Origin of the sequence: Marinobacter sp. Hex_13, from assembly GCF_001566815.1 — a bacterium.
Taxonomy (GTDB): domain Bacteria; phylum Pseudomonadota; class Gammaproteobacteria; order Pseudomonadales; family Oleiphilaceae; genus Marinobacter; species Marinobacter salarius.
The window spans coordinates 101584-121735 of record NZ_LSMM01000049.1 but is presented as its reverse complement, the minus strand read 5'-3'; the positions used below and the strand labels follow the sequence as shown (position 1 = coordinate 121735).

Sequence of the window (20152 nt, the reverse complement as noted above, 5' to 3'; positions counted from 1 at the left end):
GTGGCGCAAGGCGCCCACGCCACTGCAACAACAGAATGACAGCCTTGTTATCGTGCTGGACCTGTCGCTGTCAATGCTTGCCACCGATGTAACGCCCGACCGCCTGACTGTGGCCAAGCGCAAGATTCGCGATATTCTGAAAGCACGGGAGGGAAGCCTGACCGCCCTGGTGGTCTATGCCGCGGACGCTCATGCGGTCACACCGCTGACGGATGACAGCAATACCATCGAGGGCATGCTGGAGGTACTCGAACCGGTGATCATGCCAGCTGCAGGAAACCGAACCGATCTCGGCATACAACGTGGCCTTGACCTGCTGGAACAGGGCGCCCCGGGGACGGGGCGACTGTTACTGATTGCAGACAATGTGGACGAGCGTTACCTTCCTCGCATCAGCGATACCCTGACGGGCAGTCGGTTCGCGCTCAGCACCCTGACCGTTGGTACGTCAGAGGGTGGTCCAATACCGCTGGCACGCCAAGGATTCATTCGTGATGGCGGCGACATCGTGATTACCCGTGCGGACCCCGCAGGCATGGCGGAACTGGCGAAAAGCAATGGTGGAGACAGCCATAGCCTGACCATTACGGACGAGGACATCCGCAGCCTGGAGCTGCGCCCCATTGACTCGGACAACTGGCAAGACAGCGAGCGCGACCTGACGGTCAACCGCTGGCAGGATGATGGCTACTGGCTATTGTGGCTGGCCGCGCCACTGGCATTGCTCGGCTGGCGTCGCGGTGCCATGGTGGCGGTACTGCTAACACTTTTGCCCCTCACCCCACGTCCCGCAATGGCCATGGACTGGGACGCCCTTTGGTCCCGGGAGGATCAGCGTGCGCCCGCGCTGATCGAAGAAGACCCGGAACAGGCAGCCAGGATTCTCGACAATCCGCAGTGGCGTGGTAGTGCACTCTATCGCTCAGGTGACTATGAGTCCGCAGCGGGCGCGTTCGCCAGCGAAGACACACCCAGGGCAAGCTACAACCGCGGCAACGCCCTGGCCCGTGCCGGCAAGCTGGAAGAAGCCCTCGAGGCCTACGAGAATGTGCTGGCGAAGCAACCTGGACATGAAGACGCCTTGTTCAACCGTGACCTGGTGAAACAGCTGCTGGAGCAGCAACAGAACCAATCCAGCGGGGACGGCAGTGAATCGTCAGATCAGGACGGCAATCAACAGCAGCAGGGTAACCAGCAGAACTCACAGAATGGGTCGGATACTCAGAACCAGGACGGCGACCCGTCAGATCAGGCCGGGCAGAACCAGCCGGATAATCAACACAATGGACAGCAAAAGAACGAGCCAGAGGATAGCCAACAGAACGGCCAAAGCGACCAACAGGAAAAGCAGGAGGAGAGCGCTCAACAACGCCAGCGTGATGCCGACGCTTCAGAGAGCGACGGACAAACATCCAGGGCACCGGCGGAGCTTGATACTTCCCCGCTGACCCAGGGACAGGAACAATGGCTCCGGCGCGTGCCCGATAATCCGGGCGGACTGTTGAGGCGCAAATTCCTGCAACAATACCAGGAACGAGAAACACCATCTGACGAGGGCGATACACCATGGTAAGCCGGCTGACCGGTCCGTTTATTCTGATACTGCTGCTTGTCACCATGGCAGGACCGGCCATGGCAACCAACGATCTGACCGTCGAACCCGACAGAACCCGTCTTTACGAGGGCGAAGTGCTTACCCTGAGCGTCAAGGGCAGCACCAAAATCGATATCAATCTGGGAAACCTGTTCGATTTCGACTTGTCGAGTCTGCCAAAACCGGACATCGAAAAGGTAGAAGACGACTTCGAAATTCTCGCCCGCAACCAGCAATACTCCATTCGCACCGTCAACAATGAAATGGTGGGCGAGATCACATGGACGTACCAGCTCGCGCCCAAAAAGACCGGTGAATTGACCATTCCGCCCCTGAGCTTCCGGGATTCCCGTTCAACCCCCGTCACCATTGAGGTTATCAGCGGCACCCCACCCGATCAGGAGACCGAGGCCCAGAGAGACAGCTTTATCGAGCTGGCCGCGGACAAGGACGAAGTGTACGTTCAGGAACAGCTGGTGCTCACCATCAAGCTGTTTTTCACCGGCAACCTCATTCGCGGCGAGCTCTCCGAACCGGAGCACCCGAATGCCATTGTCGAATCGCTGGGCAAGCAGAACGAGTACACCCGCTACCGGGACGGTGTTCGCTATCGTGTGGTTGAGCGCCGTTACGCATTGTTTCCCCAAAGAGAAGGACAACTCAGTCTGCAGCCCATCCGCTTTGAGGGCCAGGCCCGGAATGAACAGGGCCAATTGAAGTTTCTCCGCGACAGCGCCAACCTGTTTGATATCACCGTCAAGGGTGTGCCAGCGGAATTCAGCGGAGACACCTGGTTGCCCGCCCGCACGCTGGAGCTGACCCAGTCCGGACTGCCACGAAACCAGAACCTGACAGCGGGCCAGAACCTTACCAGAAGCCTCACCATGAGGACGGAGGGCCTGCCTGCCGAATCGCTGCCGCCGTTCCCGGAACAGACGCCCGATAGCATACGGGCTTACCCGGAAAAGCCCGAGCGCACGACCACACCCGGCACCGAAGGGCTGACTTCGACACTGACCCAGACCACGGCACTGGTGCCAGTGCAGCCTGGAAAATTAACCTTGCCCGAGATCCGGATCCCCTGGTGGGATACTGAAAGCGACAGCGAAAAAGTAGCGGTTATTCCGCCACATACACTGGTCGTTGAGGGGATACCCGGCCAGATCGACTCGGTGCCTAGTAATCCGGAAGACGCATCGGAAACGGACACCAGGACCAACAATGACCCGGTATCAGGTGAGACTGACGGGGAATCCGGCGCTGGCTTCTGGCCGTTGGCCACACTGGCCGCTCTGGTGGGTTGGCTGATCACACTGGCGGCCTGGTGGTACAGCAGGCGTCGCACCAGTGCTGGCAAGGTCGTGGCGAGTCAGGGAGACAACCGGGAAAAGGTGCTATTCCGGGATCTGTGCGAGGCAGCGCAGGCGGGATCGCCCAAAACGACCGACCTGCTTGTACGCTGGATGTCTCAAAGGCATCCGGAACGCACTTTCCAAAGCGTAACGGATGTGAACCGGTTTCTGGACGACACGGAACTGGCCGCCGAGATCGAACAGCTTCAGCAGCGATTGTTCGGGACACCCGGTGAATCGGCTACGTCGGAGCCCTGGCAGGGAGAACGGCTTGTGGCAGCGCTGATCCGCGTGCGCGGAACCGCCAGTGAGTCAGCTCCCGGGGATCAGCTGCCGCCGCTCTACCCGCAGGGCCTGAACACCAGCCGATAAAAGATTACTGCACTAATTGAGTGTCAATCACCAGAGTGACAGGCTCGTTTTCGCCTTCACCCACTGGCACCGGCTGATCCACCTCGCCCTGCCAGTCACCCGCCTGGGGCCTGGCGTTGCCAGAGCGCGACAGGCGCGCTTGCAGGCGCACTTCACCCGCCTCCGACAGCTTTGCATTCGCGGACATATTGAAGCGGTCGTCCAATCGGATCTCCATCGGTAACTGGCCCGCACTCAGCCGTGCCACAGCCAGAGGTGGCCCGCCCTGAACATTCGCGCGACGCGCCAGAACAAACAGGGTGGTGTCGTCAGGAATCTCGCCCTGGAATGCTTCGTCTATTTCCACCTGGACGGTTACGCCGGCCCCGGATACCTCTGACGGCTGCTCCTGCGGCATCTCCCGACCCAGGCGCTGATAGGCCTGTTCAATGCCCTGGCGGATGGACGTAATCTGGGGATGATTGGGCGCCACCGACACAATGCGCTCCCAATACCGGATCGCCTCCTCAAAGTTCTGCTGGCTGAAGGCATGGATGCCGAGCAGGCCGAGGGAATTGACCTCGTCGGGATTCAGCGACCTGGCTTTTTCAATGGCGTTCGACACCTCTGGGTTGAGATCACCCTCACTCAGGAAAAATGCAGCCTGGGCTGACAATCCCCAGGCGACAGCTTTACCGCTCTCATCGTCCTCAATACTCTCTGCCAGCCGTTCGAAGGCCCACGCCGCATCCTCATACTGCTCGATGCGCATATAGCTACGCCCCAGCATGGCCCAGCCCTCGGTGTTCTCCGGATTGTCCTCCAACCGCTCGCGAAGCTGGGCCGTCAGTTCCTGCATCTGGCCCAGGCGATCGCTGTCGGCTGCCATCATTTCCTGCATGGCGCGGAACTGCTCGACGTCGTCCATGGCGCCCCACTGTCCGTACAGGTATACCGCAGCGGCGGGAATAACCGCGAGGCTGGCAATCGCAATGACGATGGCGCTTTTCCCGCCCCTGGCCCGATCCGGTGAAGCAATAACACCACGCTCAGCATCCGGGACATCATCAAGCATGCTGCCGGCCAGCTCTTCCCGGAGCTGTTGATAGCTTTCCTCGTCCAGCGCGCCGGCTTCAAACTCGCGATCCAGTTCCGCCATTCGGCTGCGATATGCCAACAGGTTCTGGTTGCGCAGATCCATTTCCGCGCGCCGGCCGGAACGGTGCAGGAACAACGGCGCCACCACAAACGCCAGGGCAAGTACGATTAATACAGCGGCCGTCAGCCAGAAGGTCTGTGTCATAGAACGGTCATTAATCCGGTTGAGAAAGAGTGTTGTTTGAAGTCAGGTGCGGTTGGAGTCATCGCCATCGAGCATTCTGGATGCCCGTGCACGCTCTTCGTCGGTTAGGGCTGGCTCGTCCTGGCCGGCCCTGCGGGAACGGATGACAATCCCGGCCACCACCATCAGGCCACCCAGGACCACAATGGCTGGCGTTGCCCACAGCAGGATGGTGCGGCTATCCACCTCCGGCTTGTATCGCACGAATTCACCAAAGCGGTCGACCAGTGCTCCGACAATTTCCTCGTTGCTGGCGCCATCAGACATCATCCGGTACACCTCGTCGCGCATGTCCTTGGAAATCGGCGCATTGGAATCGGCGATGTTCTGGTTCTGGCACTTCGGGCAACGCAACTCCGAAATCAGGGTCTGGAACCTCTGCTCCTGCGCCTGCGTATCAAATCCGTAAACGTCACGGGCATCCGCTACCGACATCGGCGCAATTGTCATCAGTAACAGCCATGCAAACACCAGGCGCCACATCAGATCTTCTCCCTGAACCGATCGACGATGGGCTTGATGTCCTGCTTCCATACTTTTTCGTTAACCACGCCAACATGGCGGTAACGCACAATACCTTCGGCATCAATGACATAGGTTTCCGGCGCGCCATAAACCCCCAGGTCAAACCCGAGGCTGCCACGGGGATCGTAGATCGACACCTGATACGGGTCGCCCAACCGATCAAGCCAGACCAGGGCATCATCCCGGTTGTCCTTATAGTTAAGGCCAACGATACGCACGCCTTTCTCTTCCGCCAGCCAGACCAGATCACCATGCTCATCCCGGCAGGCCGGGCACCAGGTACCCCAGACATTCAGCAGGGACACATGCCCTTCAAAAACCTCACGAGTCAGCTCGCGACTTTCGTTGTGGAGATCCGTCAACAAAAACTCGGGCACCGGTTTGCCGATCAACGCCGACTCGAGTTTGTTGGGGTCTTTGCCAATACCGGCGAACAGGACCACTCCGAGTACCACAGCGAGGATCAACGGCGTGAACAGCAGCAGCCGCTTCATGACGCCGCTCCTAGCGGGTCTGCTCCGCGCTCACCGCCTGCGTTCGGTGCCTTGGCCTTACCGTTTTCCGCAACCTTGTCGCGAATGCGATAGCGGCGGTCCGAAATGGCCAGGAAGCCACCAGCGGCCATAAACAGCGCCCCCAACCACAACCAGCGGACCAGCGGTTTGTATTGAAGCCGGATCGCCCAGGCATCGTCAGACACCCGTTCACCGATGGCCACAAAAATATCCCGGAACAGTCCGCCGTCAATACCAGCCTCGGTCATGGTGTTACGTTGAACCATGTATCGGCGCTTCTCCGGGTATAGCGTGGATATCAGACCGCCATCCGAATCGTAAACCTCAAAACGACCGTATTCCGCGGTGAAGTTCTGCCCTCTTCGGTTGCCAATTTCGGCAAACGCAACCCGATAATCACCGACCATCGCGGTGTCCCCGGGCGACATGCGTACGTCCCGCTCGATACCGTAGTTGGACGCGACCGTCGCACCCGCCATGGTGATGGCCAGCCCCAGATGCCCGAACACCATGCCGTAGTAACTGCGGGATTGACGCCTGAGGCCGTGGAGGCGCCCCTTCCGTGACCCGGACTTTTCCCAGAGATCCCAAAAGGTGGCCACCGTAATCCACATCGCTGAGAACAGGCCCCCAAACGCCCAGGGCTCAAACGTGCCGTACCCAACCAGCACAGCACTGGTCCCAATCATACTGACAGCCAACGGCCACAGCAGTTTGCGGCCCAGCCAGCCGCCGTCGGTTTTCTTCCAGCGGGAGAATATACCTGCCCCCAACAGCAAGCCGGCGGCAATTCCAAGGGGGCTGAAGGTCAGGTTGAAGAAGGGTTCACCGATGGATAGCCGCCCCATGTCCAGGTAGTCCAGAACCAATGGATAAAGAGTCCCCACCAACACCAACAGGGTTGCGGCAACCAACAACACATTGTTCATCAGCAGGAAGATTTCACGGGACAGGCTGCCGTAACGGGAGCGCACATGCACCACCGGCGCCCTGAACGCGTACAGGGTCAGGCTCGAAACAATCGTAATCGCCAGTAGCGCCAGCAGGAATGTCCCCCGGTCGGGGTCTGAGGCGAAGGCGTGGACAGAGGTCAGCACCCCGGAACGCACCAGGAAGGTTCCCAGCAGGCTCAGGGCGAAGGTTACGATGGCCAGCAGCACGGTCCAACTCTTGAATACGCCGCGCTTCTCGGTGACGGCCAGACTGTGCATCAGCGCCGTTCCGGACAACCAGGGCAGCAGCGAGGCGTTCTCGACCGGGTCCCAGAACCACCAGCCGCCCCAACCCAGTTCGTAATAGGCCCACCAGCTACCCAGGGCAATGCCCAGGGAAAGGAAAGCCCAGGCCACTGTGGTCCAGGGGCGGGACCAACGAGCCCAGGCCGCATCCAGTTTGCCATTGATCAGCGCGGCAATGGCAAAGGCAAAAGCCACGGAGAAGCCCACATAACCCATGTACAACATGGGTGGATGCACGATCAGCCCGAAATCCTGCAACAGCGGGTTCAGGTCGGCGCCATCGGCCGGCACATTGGGGAGCGTACGATCGAAAGGATTGGAGGTCATGATGGTAAACAACAGGAAGCCCACCGTGACCATACCAAGCACCGACAACACCTGGGACACCATCACCGACGGCAGGCGCCGGCTGAATATGGCGACCGCCAGCGTCCAGCCAACAAGCATCAGCACCCAGAGCAGCAGCGAGCCTTCATGGCCGCCCCACACCGCGCTGAATTTGTAGTACCAGGGCAGCATGCTATTGCTGTTGTTGGCGACATAGGCCACGGAAAAGTCATCGGTCACAAACGCGTGAGTCAGAAGACCAAAGGCCAGGGCAACGAAGACGAACAGGCCCGCTGACAGCGGCCGGGCGAAGGCCAGCAACTGGTCACGACCCGTCACCGAGCCCACCAGGGGGACCACGGAAAGGAGCACTGCCAGCAACAGCGCGAGTATCAGGGCGATCTGTCCGAGTTCCGGATACATCAGGATTCTCCAACTCTCTTAAACGTGGGCCAGCAACGCTAGTAACCGGCGCTGGATTCACCGGCTGTCGCAGGCATGGCGGCCCGCTTGCCGGCGGCCTTTTCCAGGGCGTCGTTCACTTCCGGTGGCATATAATTCTCGTCGTGCTTTGCCAGCACCTGGTCCGCGACAAAACGGCCATTGCCGTCCATGCGCCCCATGGCGACAACGCCCTGCCCTTCGGCAAACAGGTCCGGCAGGATCCCGGTGTATTCCACCAATACCGATGAGGTAAAGTCCGTTACCTTGAACTCCACTTTCAGGCTTTCCGAATCACGCTGCACAGTCCCTTCTTCCACCATGCCGCCGGCACGGATGCGGACGTCCACCGGCGCTTCGCCAGCGGCAATTTGGCTTGGGTCGTAAAACAGGTTGATATTCTGCCGCAGCGCGTAGGTCGTCAGGGCCACGGCCACCGACACCCCGACAAGGAGAAAAAGGACAATGGTAAGCCGTTTTTTTCGGATCGGGTGCATGTTTGATCTACCAGTCAGTCTTGAGAAGATTCGATTCGGGTAAAGCTGGCCGCCGCCGGGCGCTCGTCGACCGACGGAGCGGGGGCCATACGGCGTCGCTGTTGCGCGATTACGACCCGCTGCTGACGCAGCGACCACCACGTCATGACTCCCATCAGCAGGAAAAACACTGCATAGCATGCCCAGACATACGGGCCGTGGCCGCCCATCGCCAGAAAAGCACCAAAAGAGTCGAAGGCCATTGCGTCAGTTCTCCCGTGCCTGAACCAGTTCTTTTACCCAGCGGGTGCGGCCTTCACGCGCCAAAATGTTGGTCTGCATACGCAGACAGGCGAGCCAGCCAAATATCAGATAAAGCCCCAATACCGAGAGCAACAGGGGCACCCACATTTCCGCGGGCATACTGGGCTTTTCCGTGAGCTTGAACGTCGCTGGCTGGTGCAGGGTATTCCACCACTCCACGGAATACTTGATGATCGGTATATTGACCACTCCCACCAGTACCAGCACGGCAACGGCACGTGCCGAGGATTTCTCATCGGAGATGGCCGCTCCCAACGCCATCACCCCAAAATAAAGAAACAGCAAGATCAGCATCGAGGTAAGCCGGGCATCCCAGATCCACCAGGTTCCCCAGGTGGGCTTACCCCAAACCGCACCGGTAAACAGAGCCAGGAAGGTCAACACTGCACCAACCGGTGCCACGGCCTTGACGAAAACATCGGCCAGTTTCATACGCCAAACCAGCGTAACCAACGCCGCAACGGACATCATGATATACACCGACTGGGCCAGAAACGCAGACGGTACGTGAATGAAAATGATGCGATAACTATTACCCTGCAGGTAATCCTGTGGCGCAAACCCCAACCCCCAGACAATACCGGTCAACAACAGGGCTGCCCCCACCACAAGCAGCCAGGGCATCAGTGTTGAGGCAATGCCGAAGAACCATTTTGGCGACCCCAGCTTGTGAAAGATTTGCCACATCAGGTTGTTACCTTTTTACCTTTAACTGTTGGACAGACTGATCCTCAGGGCCGCCGCCGATGCAAACGGCGCCAGTGTCAGCGCCAACACCAGAAACGCCCCCATCAACGCGAGCTGTCCACCCACCGGCGCGCTCTCAGACGCAGCCATTACCGTGCCTGTGCCAAAAATCAGCACCGGAATGTACAGCGGAATGATCAGCAGGGACAAGAGCACGCCTGCCGATCTCAGTCCGAGGGTCAATGCCGCACCAATGGAACCGATCAAGCTGAGGACCGGTGTTCCGATCAGCAGCGTTAGACACAGAATGGCAACAGAGTTCCCCTCAAGATGCACCATCACCCCCAGAACAGGCGCCAGCATCACCAGTGGCAGGCCAGTGAGTACCCAATGGGCCAGTGACTTCGCCAGTACCAGCAAAAACAGCGGCTGGGGCTGCAATACCAGTTGCTCAAGCGTGCCGTCGTCGAAATCATGACGGAAAAGATGATCCAGTGACAATAACACGGACAGCAAGGCCGCAACCCACAGGATACCGCTACCCGCCTCCCGCAGGAATGATACTTCGGGGCTAACCCCGAGGGGGAAAAGCGTTACGACCATGACGAAAAACAGTAGCGGATTGAGCAAATCCTGGGGCTGGCGAAAGGCGGTTTTCAGATCCCGCGAGAATACGGCTTTCATGGCCGACAATACGCTTACCGACTCCTCCGGTGTACGAACAGGAAGCCTGGCTTCAGAGACCATGGTCATGACTGCCCCCCAGGGTAATTCGGTGCATCGAGGGCAGATTAAGGTCGTGGTGTGTGGTCACTACGATCGCGCCACCACTTGCGACCCGGTCCACCAGCAATCGCTCGAGAGCAGCCACACCGTGGGCATCAATGGCGGTAAATATCTCATCCAGAATCCACAGGGGTTCATCTGCAACCAGTAATCTGGCGAGTGCCACCCGACGTTGCTGCCCGGCGGAAAGGTTACGACTGGGTACGTTCTGGAAACCACCCAGGCCGGTGCCTTCCAATGCCTGCCAGAGCACCTTATCAGTCACATACCGACGCCCGGCCATCAGGGCGCGGAGATTTTCCATGGGGGTAAGCAACGGTTTGATACCCGGGCGATGGCCAAGGTAGAGCATATTGCGGAGGAATTCCTCCCGGTAGGTATGACGAGGCCTTCCTCGCCAGAGCAGGTCACCGCTGTAACTGTCGTTCAGTCCGGCAAGAATTCTAAGCAACGTAGTCTTGCCAGAGCCGTTAGGCCCCTCGACACGGGTCAGAGTACCGGGCAGTATGGAGACAGAGAGATCCCGGAACAGTATCCGGTCATCACGCTCACATTGCAGATTGACAGCCTGTAGTAACGGCTCAGACATCGGGGCCCCAGAGCTGGTGTACACTTTACTGACCCGGAGGGTTCAGACGTTCGGAAAGGCAATACTTACCGGCGGGGCGTATTATAGCGAAAGCGCCTCAGGAATACTCTTGTCTGACATCAAATCAGTGGCAATGAAATTACCAAACGGTAACCCCACACCACCACCCAAAACCGAGTCACCGGCGCCGATCGCTCAGCGGCCAGCCAGCGGACAACCTTCGGCGGTACTGGACGCGGCCTCTGCCCGTGTGCAGCTCGACCAGCTCAAGCTTGCCAATCGCGAGGCAACACTCGCTCGGGTGGCAGACGTGATCAACCGACAATCCTCTGCTGGCGCGCAGTTGTTGCTGGAAGTTCGCGGCCAGTCGCTGACCGTTCAGGCGGCTATTGGAGACACATCCCTGGAAACCGGTGACTGGGTCAAGATCATGCGCGCGGGCAATGAACTGCAACTGATGGGGAAGCTGGCCCAGGCGCCGGAAACCACGATCTCCCGGGCGCTGGCGCAGCGCCTGCCCTGGCAACAGTCCGTTGATGCCGGCCTTGCCAGAATTCTGACAACGCTGACCGGCGGTGCGAGACCCGACAGCGTTGCGCCCACTGGAACCCCCATCAACAATCCACCACAGCCACTTCCCCAACCGGTGAGGCAGGCTATTGAACAACTGATATCACGGCTGCCGTCCAGCCAGTCACTGACGCCAGGTGCCGGAACTCAACCCGGTGCGGCCGGCCAGTTGCGGCAGTGGGTCGAGGAAAGCGGGCTGTTCGCCGAATCGCGGCTGGCGAGGGCGCCCCAGGCCGCCCTACCCGATCTCAAGCTGGCTATCGGCCGGGTGATTACCGCCTTGCTCGCACAACAGGGGAGCGGCCCCGACGCCTTCAACCGCTTTACACCGCTGGCAAGTCCGGAACTGGTGCAGGCACCGCTTCAGTTCCCCAATACGTTTCCACCTCCGCCACCACAGGGGTCTGCCGAACCCACAGCTGGGCAAATGCTCAGGCTGCTGGCTGGCATGCTCAATCGTATTACCGTGAATCAGTTACACAGCCAGATACTCTCCACACGGACCACCGCCGAGGCGCCATCACCGGTATCAACCATGCTGCTTGAGCTCCCCTGGCTGAACCCCAACAACGAACCACGGATCGCCCAGTTGCGAATCGAACAGGATCCGGCAGACAGCGGCCAGAAAACCTCTGGCACCCCCCGGGCAACGGAATGGCGTCTTTCACTGGCCATGGATCTGGATGAGGCCGGGCCTTTGCATTTTGATGTATCGCTGCGGCAGGATCAGGTGTCTGCGCAGGTGTGGGCGGAGAAGCAGTCCACGCTGCGTCAGGTGCGGGAAGATCTGCCGCAATTACGAAAGGGCCTTTCGGATATCGGCCTGGATGTGGTGGACCTGGAGTGCCGGAGAGGGACACCAAGGGGTGCAAACACCCGTCTTGAGCACCGGCTGGTGGACACGCGGGTATGAGCAAAGATCATCAGAACACAGATTCACCGGCGGCGGTGGCACTGAAATACGATGGCGAACGGGCTCCAGTCATTGCGGCGAGCGGTACCCACGAACTGGCGGAGGAAATCATCCGCATTGCCCGTGAGCATAATGTGCCGCTGTACGAAAATCCGGAGCTGGCCAGCATACTGGCGCGACTGGAACTGAACGACGAAATCCCGGAGACACTCTACCGGGTGGTGGCTGAAATTCTTGCCTTTGCCTTCAATCTTCAGGGCCGTACGCCAGAGGACGCCGGACGGCCCCGTGAAGATTAGACAGATAAACCCTTAGGTCAGGCCGCCTGGCGCTTGCGGAGCGCTGATACCAGTTCGGCTTCCGGCCGTGAAATGCCACAGGTATTCATCAGGTCGTCGATATCCGCCCCCAGGTCCACTAACCTTGAGGCCTCATCGTAGGAAATCCTTAACGGATCGTTCTGGCGCATTTCGTCAAGCATACCACGCAATTCATGAAGCTGGCGCTCGCAGGTGACCACTCGCTGCCCAACCCCCATACTGCCACTGGCTGTTGCGTGGAGCTCGCGGCCAAGGGTTTCGCAGCGCTCTTTCATTTGCTCCCGAAGTTTTCGGTTTTCACGGCGGAGCATCATACCCTGGGCGAACAGTAGGCACAGGGCAGCGGCTGTCAGAAGCCACGGGGCCAGGGAAGAGATTTCTGCAAACATGATGGACGTCCTCGGTTAGCTGAAACCACGGGGCGTCCATCCAGCCTGCTGTCCGGCCAAAGCCGGCATTACAGTGAGGAGATTTCAGCCCATTCGTGGTCTGACAACATCTTGTCGAACTCGACCAATATGATCAGTTCGCCGTTCTTGTTACACACCCCCTGGATGAACTTGGCGCTTTCCTCGTTCCCCACATTGGGCGCGGTCTCAATTTCACTGGCTTTCAGGTACACCACCTCGGCAACCGAATCCACCAGGATACCCATCACCTGGTTGGACGACTCCATGACCACAATGCGTGTCGCGTCAGTGACTTCCGCATCCGCCAGGCCAAAGCGACGGCGGGTGTCGATAACGGTGACCACATTGCCCCGCAGGTTGATGATGCCCAGAACGTAATCCGGGGCACCTGGAACCGGCGCAATCTCGGTGTATCGCAACACTTCCTGAATCTGCATGACGTCAATGCCATAGGTTTCGTCATCCAGCCTGAAGGTCACGTACTGCAGTACCTGATCATCCTGGGCCTGATTTTGCTGTCCGCTCGGGGATGCCATAGCCTTGTATCTCCTGTTCGGCTGCCCGGCGGGCAGCCTGATCGTCAAAAATTCATCATCAGTGCCCAATACTATAGTTCAGGGCACAAACCGTGCCAGCAGAGCACGGTTTCATTCGGTAACCGGAAATTGCTAATTCAGGTCGAGGTGGTGTTCCCGCTCAGCCCGGACCAGCATGTCCGCCATGGTTTTAACATCAATCAGTGCGCACATGTGGTCGATGACCGTGCCCGCCAGCCAAGGCCGCTTGCTGCGGGCCGTCCGCCAGCGTACTTCATCCGGTTTCAGGGTAAACGACTGCGCGACATCGTCACAGGCCAACCCCCACTCACTGCTGTCCAGCCGGATCACGAAGCGATAGTTGTCCCGTGCGTCCTCCGGTGCCCGGCCCGCCATAATCCATTCCGCCGTATCCACCACTCTGAGATTACGTTCCCGGTCCGGGCGCATGCCCATATACCAGCGGGGGCTGCCGGGGATCGGCTTCACCGGCTCTTCTATTCGATGAATGGCGCCGAGCAGTATCAACGGCACCGCCAGTTGCAGCCCTGCCACCGTGAAGATCAGGCATTCGAACGGTTTGTCTGACCATTCCGGCCGCCCCGGGGGCTCCACCTCAGGAGGCAACGGAATATCGGCGGCCTGTTTGTGCTCAACCGGGGGCGACTCCACCTCCGGTGCTTTTTCCGCCACCGGGGCCGGTGTTACCGGCTTTTGCAACTCAGACTTCGCCTCCGCGACCGGACGGGCCACAATGGGCGCAGGCTTCGGCGCGATGCGAGTGCGTTCACGAGCCACCGGTTTTGGCGGTTCCGGTTCCTCATGCAGAGCGCTATCTGTCGCCGTATGCAGCAGTTCGTCCAGATAGCTGGCAATGGCGGAGCCAGGGTCCGCCACCTGTGTCATTTTTTTGTCAGCCATGCCGACGCTCCGCCACCGAGCGTGTTATTTCCTGTAGATCACTCAGCAGGCGGGCATATCCCCGAACACCATGGGTTTCAGCATCCATGGATGATGGGGTAATCCCGGCCTGGCTGGAATCGCGGAACTTGGTGTCCACTGGAATGGCGAAGCGCCATAGCGTATCGCTGTGGGTCTTTCTCAACTGGTTAAGACTTTTTACCGATGCCTGCGTTCGCCGGTCAAACAGCGTCGGTACAATGGTGTAGGAAAGCTGGTTCTTCTGGGAGCGCATGATCATGGTGAGCGTGTGCAGCATTCGCTCAAGGCCTTTGATGGCAAGAAACTCGGTCTGAACCGGAATGATCAGGTGTTGTGCGGCGGCAAGCGCGTTCACCATCAGCACGCCGAGCGATGGGGTGTTGTCCAGCAGGACGTAGTCGAAATCGTCCCACAACTGGGTCAGGGCCCGGGATACAATCAGTCCCATGCCTTCAACACCGACCATTCTCCGTTCGAGAGTTGCCAGCGCTGTGCTGGCCGGCAACAGGGATAGCCCCGGACAGCTGGTTTCGGTAATCAACTGGGCCGGCAAACCATCCGGTACTTTACCCTGGTGCTGGAACAGATCGAACACACTGTGGGCAATGGTATCCGGGTCGTACCCGAACCAGCTGGTCAATGATCCGTGAGGGTCCAGGTCGACCACCAGAACGCGCTTGCCGCTCTCGGCCAAGAGGCCACCCAGGGCGACAACCGATGTGGTTTTGCCCACACCGCCTTTTTGATTGGCTACTGCCCAGATGCGCACGCTGTGCACTCCATATCCGTCACCAAATTCATCGCCAACCTCGTCACCACACTGATTCTCCAGAAATACCCGTTCCGGAAACGTCGCACGCATACCGAGTTATCGGCCACGATCCGTTCAACTTGAAAACAATCCGGCAAGAGCTTGCCGGGATCTAAAGATGTATAGACGTTAATACAGATATTGTGCCAACTCGCCTATAGGCACCTTCCGCCATGACTCCGCAACGTGATGATCAGAAAGGTGTTATCGCATCGCGCCACGGATACTGGCGTCGCGGGAGATCAGCAGGACCACGCGTCGATTGCGACGGCGGCCTTCCTCGGTATCGTTGCGGGCCACCGGTTGGTGCTCACCGTAACCAACAGCGGCCAGCCGTTCGGCCTCAACACCCTCCATCGACAACATGCGCACAACCGCCGCTGATCGCGCAGCGGACAGCTCCCAGTTGGAGGGGAAGGCACTGGTGTTTATCGGGCGGTTATCCGTGAAGCCCTCAACCCGGATCGCGTTATCCCGGTTGCGGAGTACAGCAGCGATTTTCTCCACCACGTCGAAGGCATCGTAATGGGGCTCGGCATCACCACTACCAAATAGCAGGCTGTTGCGGAGACTGAGCTCCAACCACTCGTCGCTGGTTTCCAGTGTAACCACACCCTGATTGATCAGTTCGTCAAACTCCAAAGCCAACTGGTCCGCCATGGCACGCAGCGCCTCGGTGCGCCCTTCTGCACTCATGGAGGGATTTTGCGGAGCTTCGGTCACCGGCGGGTTAATCACATCCTCGGCCGCCTGCGGCGTCGAACGTCGGGGCTGATCACCCACTTCGATAGGCTGAAAGGAGCGCTGGGGGGCATTGAAGACGCCAGTCAGAGTTTCAGAGAGCACCTTGTACTTGCCCTCGTTCACCGACGACACGGAATACATCACGACAAAGAACGCGAACAACAAGGTGATGAAGTCGGCGTAGGAAATCAGCCAGCGTTCCTTGTTGTGAAGATCGTCATCCTGCTGCCTGCGTCGTCTCATCAGCTTACCCCTCAGCCAGGTGCCGGCACTACAGGAAGCCCCGCAGGCGCAGCTCGATGGATTTAGGGTTCTCGCCATCGGCAATGGCGATGATGCCGTCGATCATCATGTCTTCATAACGGGTGCGTTCCCGCAGAATGCCTCGCAACTTGTTGGCAACCGGGAAGAACAGCAGGTTCGCCAGAGCAACACCGTAGATGGTGGCCACGAACGCAGTGGCGATACCGCTGCCAAGTGACTGGGGGTCTTCGAGGTTGGTCATCACCTGAATAAGCCCCATCACCGCGCCAATGATGCCAATGGTCGGCGAATAGCCACCCATGGCCTCAAACACCCGGGCGGACTCCAGATCCCGCTGTTCACGGGACTCCAGGTCCACCTCCATAATGCTACGGATGGTTTCTGTCTCAGCGCCGTCCACCAGCAGTTGCAGCCCTTTACGGGCAAAGCGCTCAGATTCCTTCTCAGCCAACCCTTCCAGCCCCAGCAAACCCTGCTTACGGGCCTTGACGCTCCAGTCGATGACTTTGCCGATACCATCTTCCAGGCTGATGTAGGGGGGAAAGAACACCCAGCGCACCTGGGAAAAGGCCCGCTTTAACAGCGGCCAGGAGGTCTGGAGAATAGTGGCTGCAAGCGTACCACCAATCACGATCAGCGCGGCCGGGCCATTGAACAGCGAGCTGATGGCGCCACCTTCCAGCAGGTTTCCACCGAGAATCGCCACAAAGGCAAGAATGACGCCCAGCAGGCTGAGAATATCCATCAGCTCACCCCATCCGCCAGGCGGGGACCAATGTCATCGAGCGCAAGGATTTCGTCAGACAACCCGGCCTTGGCCACGGCCATGGGCATACCGTAGATCACCGAGGTTTTTTCGTCCTGGGACCAGATATCGGAGCCTGACTGCTTCATCAGGCGACAGCCTTCCTTTCCATCCGAGCCCATACCCGTCAGGATCAGGCCCAGGGTCTTGCCGGGAAAACTCCTGGCCAGGGAGCCGAACGTCACATCCACACAGGGCTTGTAGTTAAGCCGGTCATCTCCGGGAAGAATCCTGACCCTGCCCTGGCCACCCCGGTTTTCAATCATCATCTGCTTGCCCCCGGGGGCAAGCAACGCAACGCCCGGCTTCAGCATTTCGCCGTCTTCAGCCTGGCGTACCTGAATCTGGCACAGCTTGTTCAGGCGCTCGGCAAACGCCGGGGTAAAACTGGCCGGCATATGCTGAACGAGCACCACAGGCGCGGGAAACCCGGCCGGTAACGCCATTAGTACACGTTGCAAGGCCACCGGGCCGCCGGTGGACGTGCCGATGGCAACCACACTGTAGTGTTTCGCCGGCCCGCGGCGAATCGAACGACGGGCCGGTGCTTCAGGCTCTGGGGCGCTGGGGCGAGAGGACCTGTCCGGTACCGCCGGCCGCTCGGGGACGCTGCGCCTTGCCGGTGAAGGGCTACGGGGCGAAGGCGGCGGAGCGGTGGGAGGCGGCGCCGACGGTTTTGCACCAGGGCGACTGCCAGCGACATCCAGTACACGCTCAATGAGTATTTTTTGAAGCTGACTGGAATCCCGGGCAATTTCCTCAAAATTCTTGGGCAGGAAATCAACGGCACCTGCCTCAAGGGCATCCAGGGTCACCCTGGCACCCTCGTAGGTGAGAGAGGAGAACATCAATACCGGCGCCGGATGTCGCTTCATGATCTCACGGACGGCGCTGATACCGTCCATGACGGGCATCTCGTAGTCCATGGTGATGACGTCAGGCCTCAACTTTTCAGCCAGCTCGACACCTTCGCGCCCATTGGTGGCCACGCCAACCACCTTGATCTGACCGGAAGCGGTCAGGATTTCCGTCAGTCGCTTGCGGAAAAAACCTGAATCATCAACGACCAGGACAGAAACCGTCATCCATTTCTCCTAAACCTGGGCCCGCCGCAACGTTATTTGCCGTAGTTTTGCAGCAGGCTCGGAACATCAATAATGAGTGCAATACGACCGTCGCCAGTGATGGTCGCACCCGCCATACCCGGCGTTCCCTGAAGGGCCCGGCCCAAGGGCTTGATCACCACCTCTTCCTGCCCGATCAGCTGATCCACCACAAAACCGACGCGCCGCGTTCCCATCGCCACGATAACCACGTGGGCGTTTTCTGGTTCCGGCTGCCCAGCGGCGCCTTTGACCAGCCATCGCTTGATGTGGAACAACGGGAAGACTTTGTCTCGAACCACGATGCATTCACGGCCATCCACAATGTTCTTCTTGCTGAGGTCCAGATGGAAAATCTCGACCACGTTCACCAGTGGCAGCGCGAAGGATTGGTCGCCAAGCATGATCATCAGGGTAGGCATGATGGCCAGGGTCAGCGGCACCTTGATGACGATGCGAGACCCTTTGCCCAGCTCCGACTCGACGCTCAGCTGCCCGTTGAGCTGACTGATCTTGGTTTTCACCACGTCCATGCCAACGCCACGACCGGACACATCCGATATCTGATCCTTGGTGGAGAACCCGGCGGAGAAAATCAGGTTGTAGCACTCGGTGTTGGTCAGTCGGTCAGCGGCATCCTGTTCGTAGATGCCCTTTTCGACCGCTTTTCGGCGCAGTACATCCGGATCCATACCAGCACCGTCGTCTTCGATGGACAACAGGATGTGGTCGCCTTCCTGCTCAGCCGACAGCGTCACACGACCCTGACGAGGCTTGCCCGCCTTTTCACGAACATCGGGTGCCTCTATACCGTGATCAACCGAGTTGCGAACAAGATGGACCAGAGGATCGGACAGCGCCTCGACCAGGTTTTTGTCCAGGTCGGTCTCTTCGCCGTGCATCTCAAGGTTGATTTCTTTCTTCAGGCTGCGTGCCAGGTCGCGAACCACCCGCGGGAAGCGGCCAAATACTTTCTTGATGGGCTGCATCCGCGTTGCCATCACCGCTGACTGAAGATCGGTGGTCACCACGTCCAGGTTGGAGACGGCTTTGTGCATATGCTCGTCTTCACTCTGGGCGCCCAGACGCTGCAACCGGTTACGCACCAACACCAGTTCACCCACCATGTTCATGATGTCGTCCAGGCGCTTGGTATCCACCCGCACCGAAGTTTCAGCCACTGGTGCATTCGCATCCCGTGCCGGCATCGCGGGCGTTACGCCTGCCTTGCCATTATCCGCAGGCGCTTTTTCGGGCTTACCAGTCGGTTGCGCGGGCTTGTCAGCCTTGGCACTGGGAGACGTGGCCGACGGCTGCTTTGCAGCAGGCCCAGGGGCCGGCTTGGCAGTTTCTGCCGTAGGGCTACCACCCTTGCCGTGCAGGTCATCCAGCAACTTTTCGAACTCGTCGTCCGAAATCAGGTCGTCGCCACCCTTGCTGTCACTGGCCTCATCACTGGTAACCTTGTCGCCCGAGGCATCCTGGCTGTCAGGGGCTGCCTTGCCGGTTTCAGGCGGGCCTGAGAACTGGCCCTTGCCATGCAATTGGTCCAGCAGGGCCTCGAATTCATCATCGGAGATGTCGTCTCCGCTCCCTCCGTCACCGCCTGAAGATTCATTGCCGTCGTCACTGGAAACCGGAGCGCTGGTCTTTTCCTCTTCCAGGGCATCCAGCAACCGCTCGAATTCGTCGTCGGTAATATCACCGCCATCGTCTCCAGAACTGGCTTCGTTGCTCTCGTTCTGTTCTTCGCGAGCGACCGCTGCGTTTGCTGGCAACGACTCCCCTGCCGGCTGCGCCAATGCGTCCAGAGCGGCAATCAGTTCCTCGGGAGCTGGCGTCGGTTCCTCGTGGTGGCGAACCTGTTCAAACATGGCATTGACGTGATCCAGGGCTTCCAGCACCACGTCCATCAGTTCCGAGTCCACCTTGCGCTTGTGGTTGCGCAGGATATCGAAGACGTTCTCCGCGGAATGACAGCAGTTCACCAGGGCATCGAGTTGCAGAAACCCAGCGCCGCCTTTTACGGTGTGAAAGCCTCGGAAGATGGCGTTGAGCAGATCGCTGTCGTCCGGGTTTTGTTCCAGGTCGACCAGTTGCTCCGACAGCTTTTCGAGTATCTCGCCTGCCTCAACAAGGAAGTCCTGCAGGATCTCTTCATCGGCATCAAGCGCCATGCGTTACCCT

Annotated in this window: 21 protein-coding genes; 4 read left to right on the top strand and 17 right to left on the bottom strand. The window is 59.2% G+C overall.

Going from position 1 to position 20152, the window contains the following annotated elements:
* Positions 1–1573: VWA domain-containing protein (locus tag AXW11_RS13105; protein WP_286792346.1), on the top strand; the 1573-nt coding region annotated here is incomplete at its 5' end.
* A complete protein-coding gene (locus tag AXW11_RS13100; RefSeq protein ID WP_041333708.1) occupies positions 1567–3318 on the top strand; it encodes a BatD family protein in 1752 nt (583 codons plus the stop codon). The genes AXW11_RS13105 and AXW11_RS13100, both read left to right, overlap by 7 nt.
* Positions 3319–3322: 4 nt before the next feature.
* Here AXW11_RS13100 and ccmI read toward each other — a convergent pair whose 3' ends face one another.
* From ccmI to ccmA, 9 genes are read right to left on the bottom strand one after another with little or no spacing between them, the layout of a single operon-like run.
* Entirely contained in the window at positions 3323–4600 is a 1278-nt protein-coding gene (gene ccmI, locus AXW11_RS13095) for a c-type cytochrome biogenesis protein CcmI (RefSeq protein WP_041333707.1), read from the bottom strand.
* A 42-nt stretch (positions 4601–4642) separates the two neighbouring features.
* A complete protein-coding gene (locus AXW11_RS13090; RefSeq protein WP_041333704.1) occupies positions 4643–5122 on the bottom strand; it encodes a cytochrome c-type biogenesis protein in 480 nt (159 codons plus the stop codon).
* Positions 5122–5658, bottom strand: coding sequence for a DsbE family thiol:disulfide interchange protein (locus AXW11_RS13085; RefSeq protein ID WP_036204905.1), 537 nt, complete (start codon positions 5656–5658; stop codon positions 5122–5124). The genes AXW11_RS13090 and AXW11_RS13085 overlap by 1 nt, the downstream gene beginning before the upstream one ends.
* Positions 5655–7667: a heme lyase CcmF/NrfE family subunit gene (locus AXW11_RS13080; RefSeq protein ID WP_091641074.1), complete on the bottom strand. Its 2013-nt coding sequence runs from the start codon at positions 7665–7667 to the stop codon at positions 5655–5657. Before AXW11_RS13080 ends, AXW11_RS13085 begins: the two co-directional genes overlap by 4 nt.
* A 38-nt stretch (positions 7668–7705) precedes the next feature.
* Positions 7706–8182, bottom strand: coding sequence for a cytochrome c maturation protein CcmE (gene ccmE, locus AXW11_RS13075; RefSeq protein WP_041333701.1), 477 nt, complete (start codon positions 8180–8182; stop codon positions 7706–7708).
* A gap of 14 nt (positions 8183–8196) precedes the next feature.
* Complete coding sequence (ccmD, locus tag AXW11_RS13070) at positions 8197–8424, bottom strand: heme exporter protein CcmD (protein WP_041333699.1); 228 nt, start codon at positions 8422–8424, stop codon at positions 8197–8199.
* Between the two features lie 4 nt (positions 8425–8428).
* Entirely contained in the window at positions 8429–9172 is a 744-nt protein-coding gene (locus tag AXW11_RS13065) for a heme ABC transporter permease (RefSeq protein ID WP_041333696.1), read from the bottom strand.
* A 21-nt stretch (positions 9173–9193) separates the two neighbouring features.
* Entirely contained in the window at positions 9194–9925 is a 732-nt protein-coding gene (ccmB, locus tag AXW11_RS13060) for a heme exporter protein CcmB (RefSeq protein ID WP_374700661.1), read from the bottom strand.
* Positions 9909–10547 carry a cytochrome c biogenesis heme-transporting ATPase CcmA gene (gene ccmA / locus AXW11_RS13055; protein WP_036204889.1) on the bottom strand — a complete coding sequence of 213 codons (639 nt, stop codon included), beginning with the start codon at positions 10545–10547 and terminating at the stop codon, positions 9909–9911. Before ccmA ends, ccmB begins: the two co-directional genes overlap by 17 nt.
* Positions 10548–10656: 109 nt before the next feature.
* Here ccmA and fliK point away from each other — a divergent pair, with 109 nt between their 5' ends.
* Positions 10657–12030: a flagellar hook-length control protein FliK gene (gene fliK / locus AXW11_RS13050; RefSeq protein ID WP_228301428.1), complete on the top strand. Its 1374-nt coding sequence runs from the start codon at positions 10657–10659 to the stop codon at positions 12028–12030.
* A complete protein-coding gene (locus tag AXW11_RS13045; RefSeq protein ID WP_041333689.1) occupies positions 12027–12329 on the top strand; it encodes an EscU/YscU/HrcU family type III secretion system export apparatus switch protein in 303 nt (100 codons plus the stop codon). The genes fliK and AXW11_RS13045 overlap by 4 nt, the downstream gene beginning before the upstream one ends.
* A 17-nt stretch (positions 12330–12346) precedes the next feature.
* On the opposite strand, the gene AXW11_RS13040 is transcribed toward AXW11_RS13045, so the two are convergent.
* The 8 genes from AXW11_RS13040 to AXW11_RS13005 all read right to left on the bottom strand — a co-directional run bounded on the left by AXW11_RS13040 (position 12347) and on the right by AXW11_RS13005 (position 20142).
* Positions 12347–12739, bottom strand: coding sequence for a DUF2802 domain-containing protein (locus AXW11_RS13040; protein ID WP_007153947.1), 393 nt, complete (start codon positions 12737–12739; stop codon positions 12347–12349).
* A gap of 68 nt (positions 12740–12807) precedes the next feature.
* Positions 12808–13296, bottom strand: coding sequence for a chemotaxis protein CheW (locus AXW11_RS13035; RefSeq protein ID WP_007153948.1), 489 nt, complete (start codon positions 13294–13296; stop codon positions 12808–12810).
* 132 nt (positions 13297–13428) lie between these two features.
* A complete protein-coding gene (locus AXW11_RS13030) occupies positions 13429–14217 on the bottom strand; it encodes a chemotaxis protein CheW (RefSeq protein WP_091641071.1) in 789 nt (262 codons plus the stop codon).
* The gene (locus AXW11_RS13025; RefSeq protein ID WP_091641114.1) at positions 14210–15007 is read right to left on the bottom strand and encodes a ParA family protein; all 798 of its coding nucleotides are present in this window, start codon (positions 15005–15007) and stop codon (positions 14210–14212) included. Before AXW11_RS13025 ends, AXW11_RS13030 begins: the two co-directional genes overlap by 8 nt.
* 246 nt (positions 15008–15253) lie before the next feature.
* Entirely contained in the window at positions 15254–16036 is a 783-nt protein-coding gene (motD, locus tag AXW11_RS13020) for a flagellar motor protein MotD (protein WP_091641069.1), read from the bottom strand.
* A gap of 28 nt (positions 16037–16064) precedes the next feature.
* Positions 16065–16802 carry a flagellar motor protein gene (locus AXW11_RS13015; RefSeq protein WP_007153952.1) on the bottom strand — a complete coding sequence of 246 codons (738 nt, stop codon included), beginning with the start codon at positions 16800–16802 and terminating at the stop codon, positions 16065–16067.
* Positions 16802–17947: a protein-glutamate methylesterase/protein-glutamine glutaminase gene (locus AXW11_RS13010; protein ID WP_091641066.1), complete on the bottom strand. Its 1146-nt coding sequence runs from the start codon at positions 17945–17947 to the stop codon at positions 16802–16804. Before AXW11_RS13010 ends, AXW11_RS13015 begins: the two co-directional genes overlap by 1 nt.
* Positions 17948–17979: 32 nt before the next feature.
* Positions 17980–20142, bottom strand: coding sequence for a chemotaxis protein CheA (locus AXW11_RS13005; RefSeq protein ID WP_091641063.1), 2163 nt, complete (start codon positions 20140–20142; stop codon positions 17980–17982).
* Positions 20143–20152: the final 10 nt, after the last annotated feature.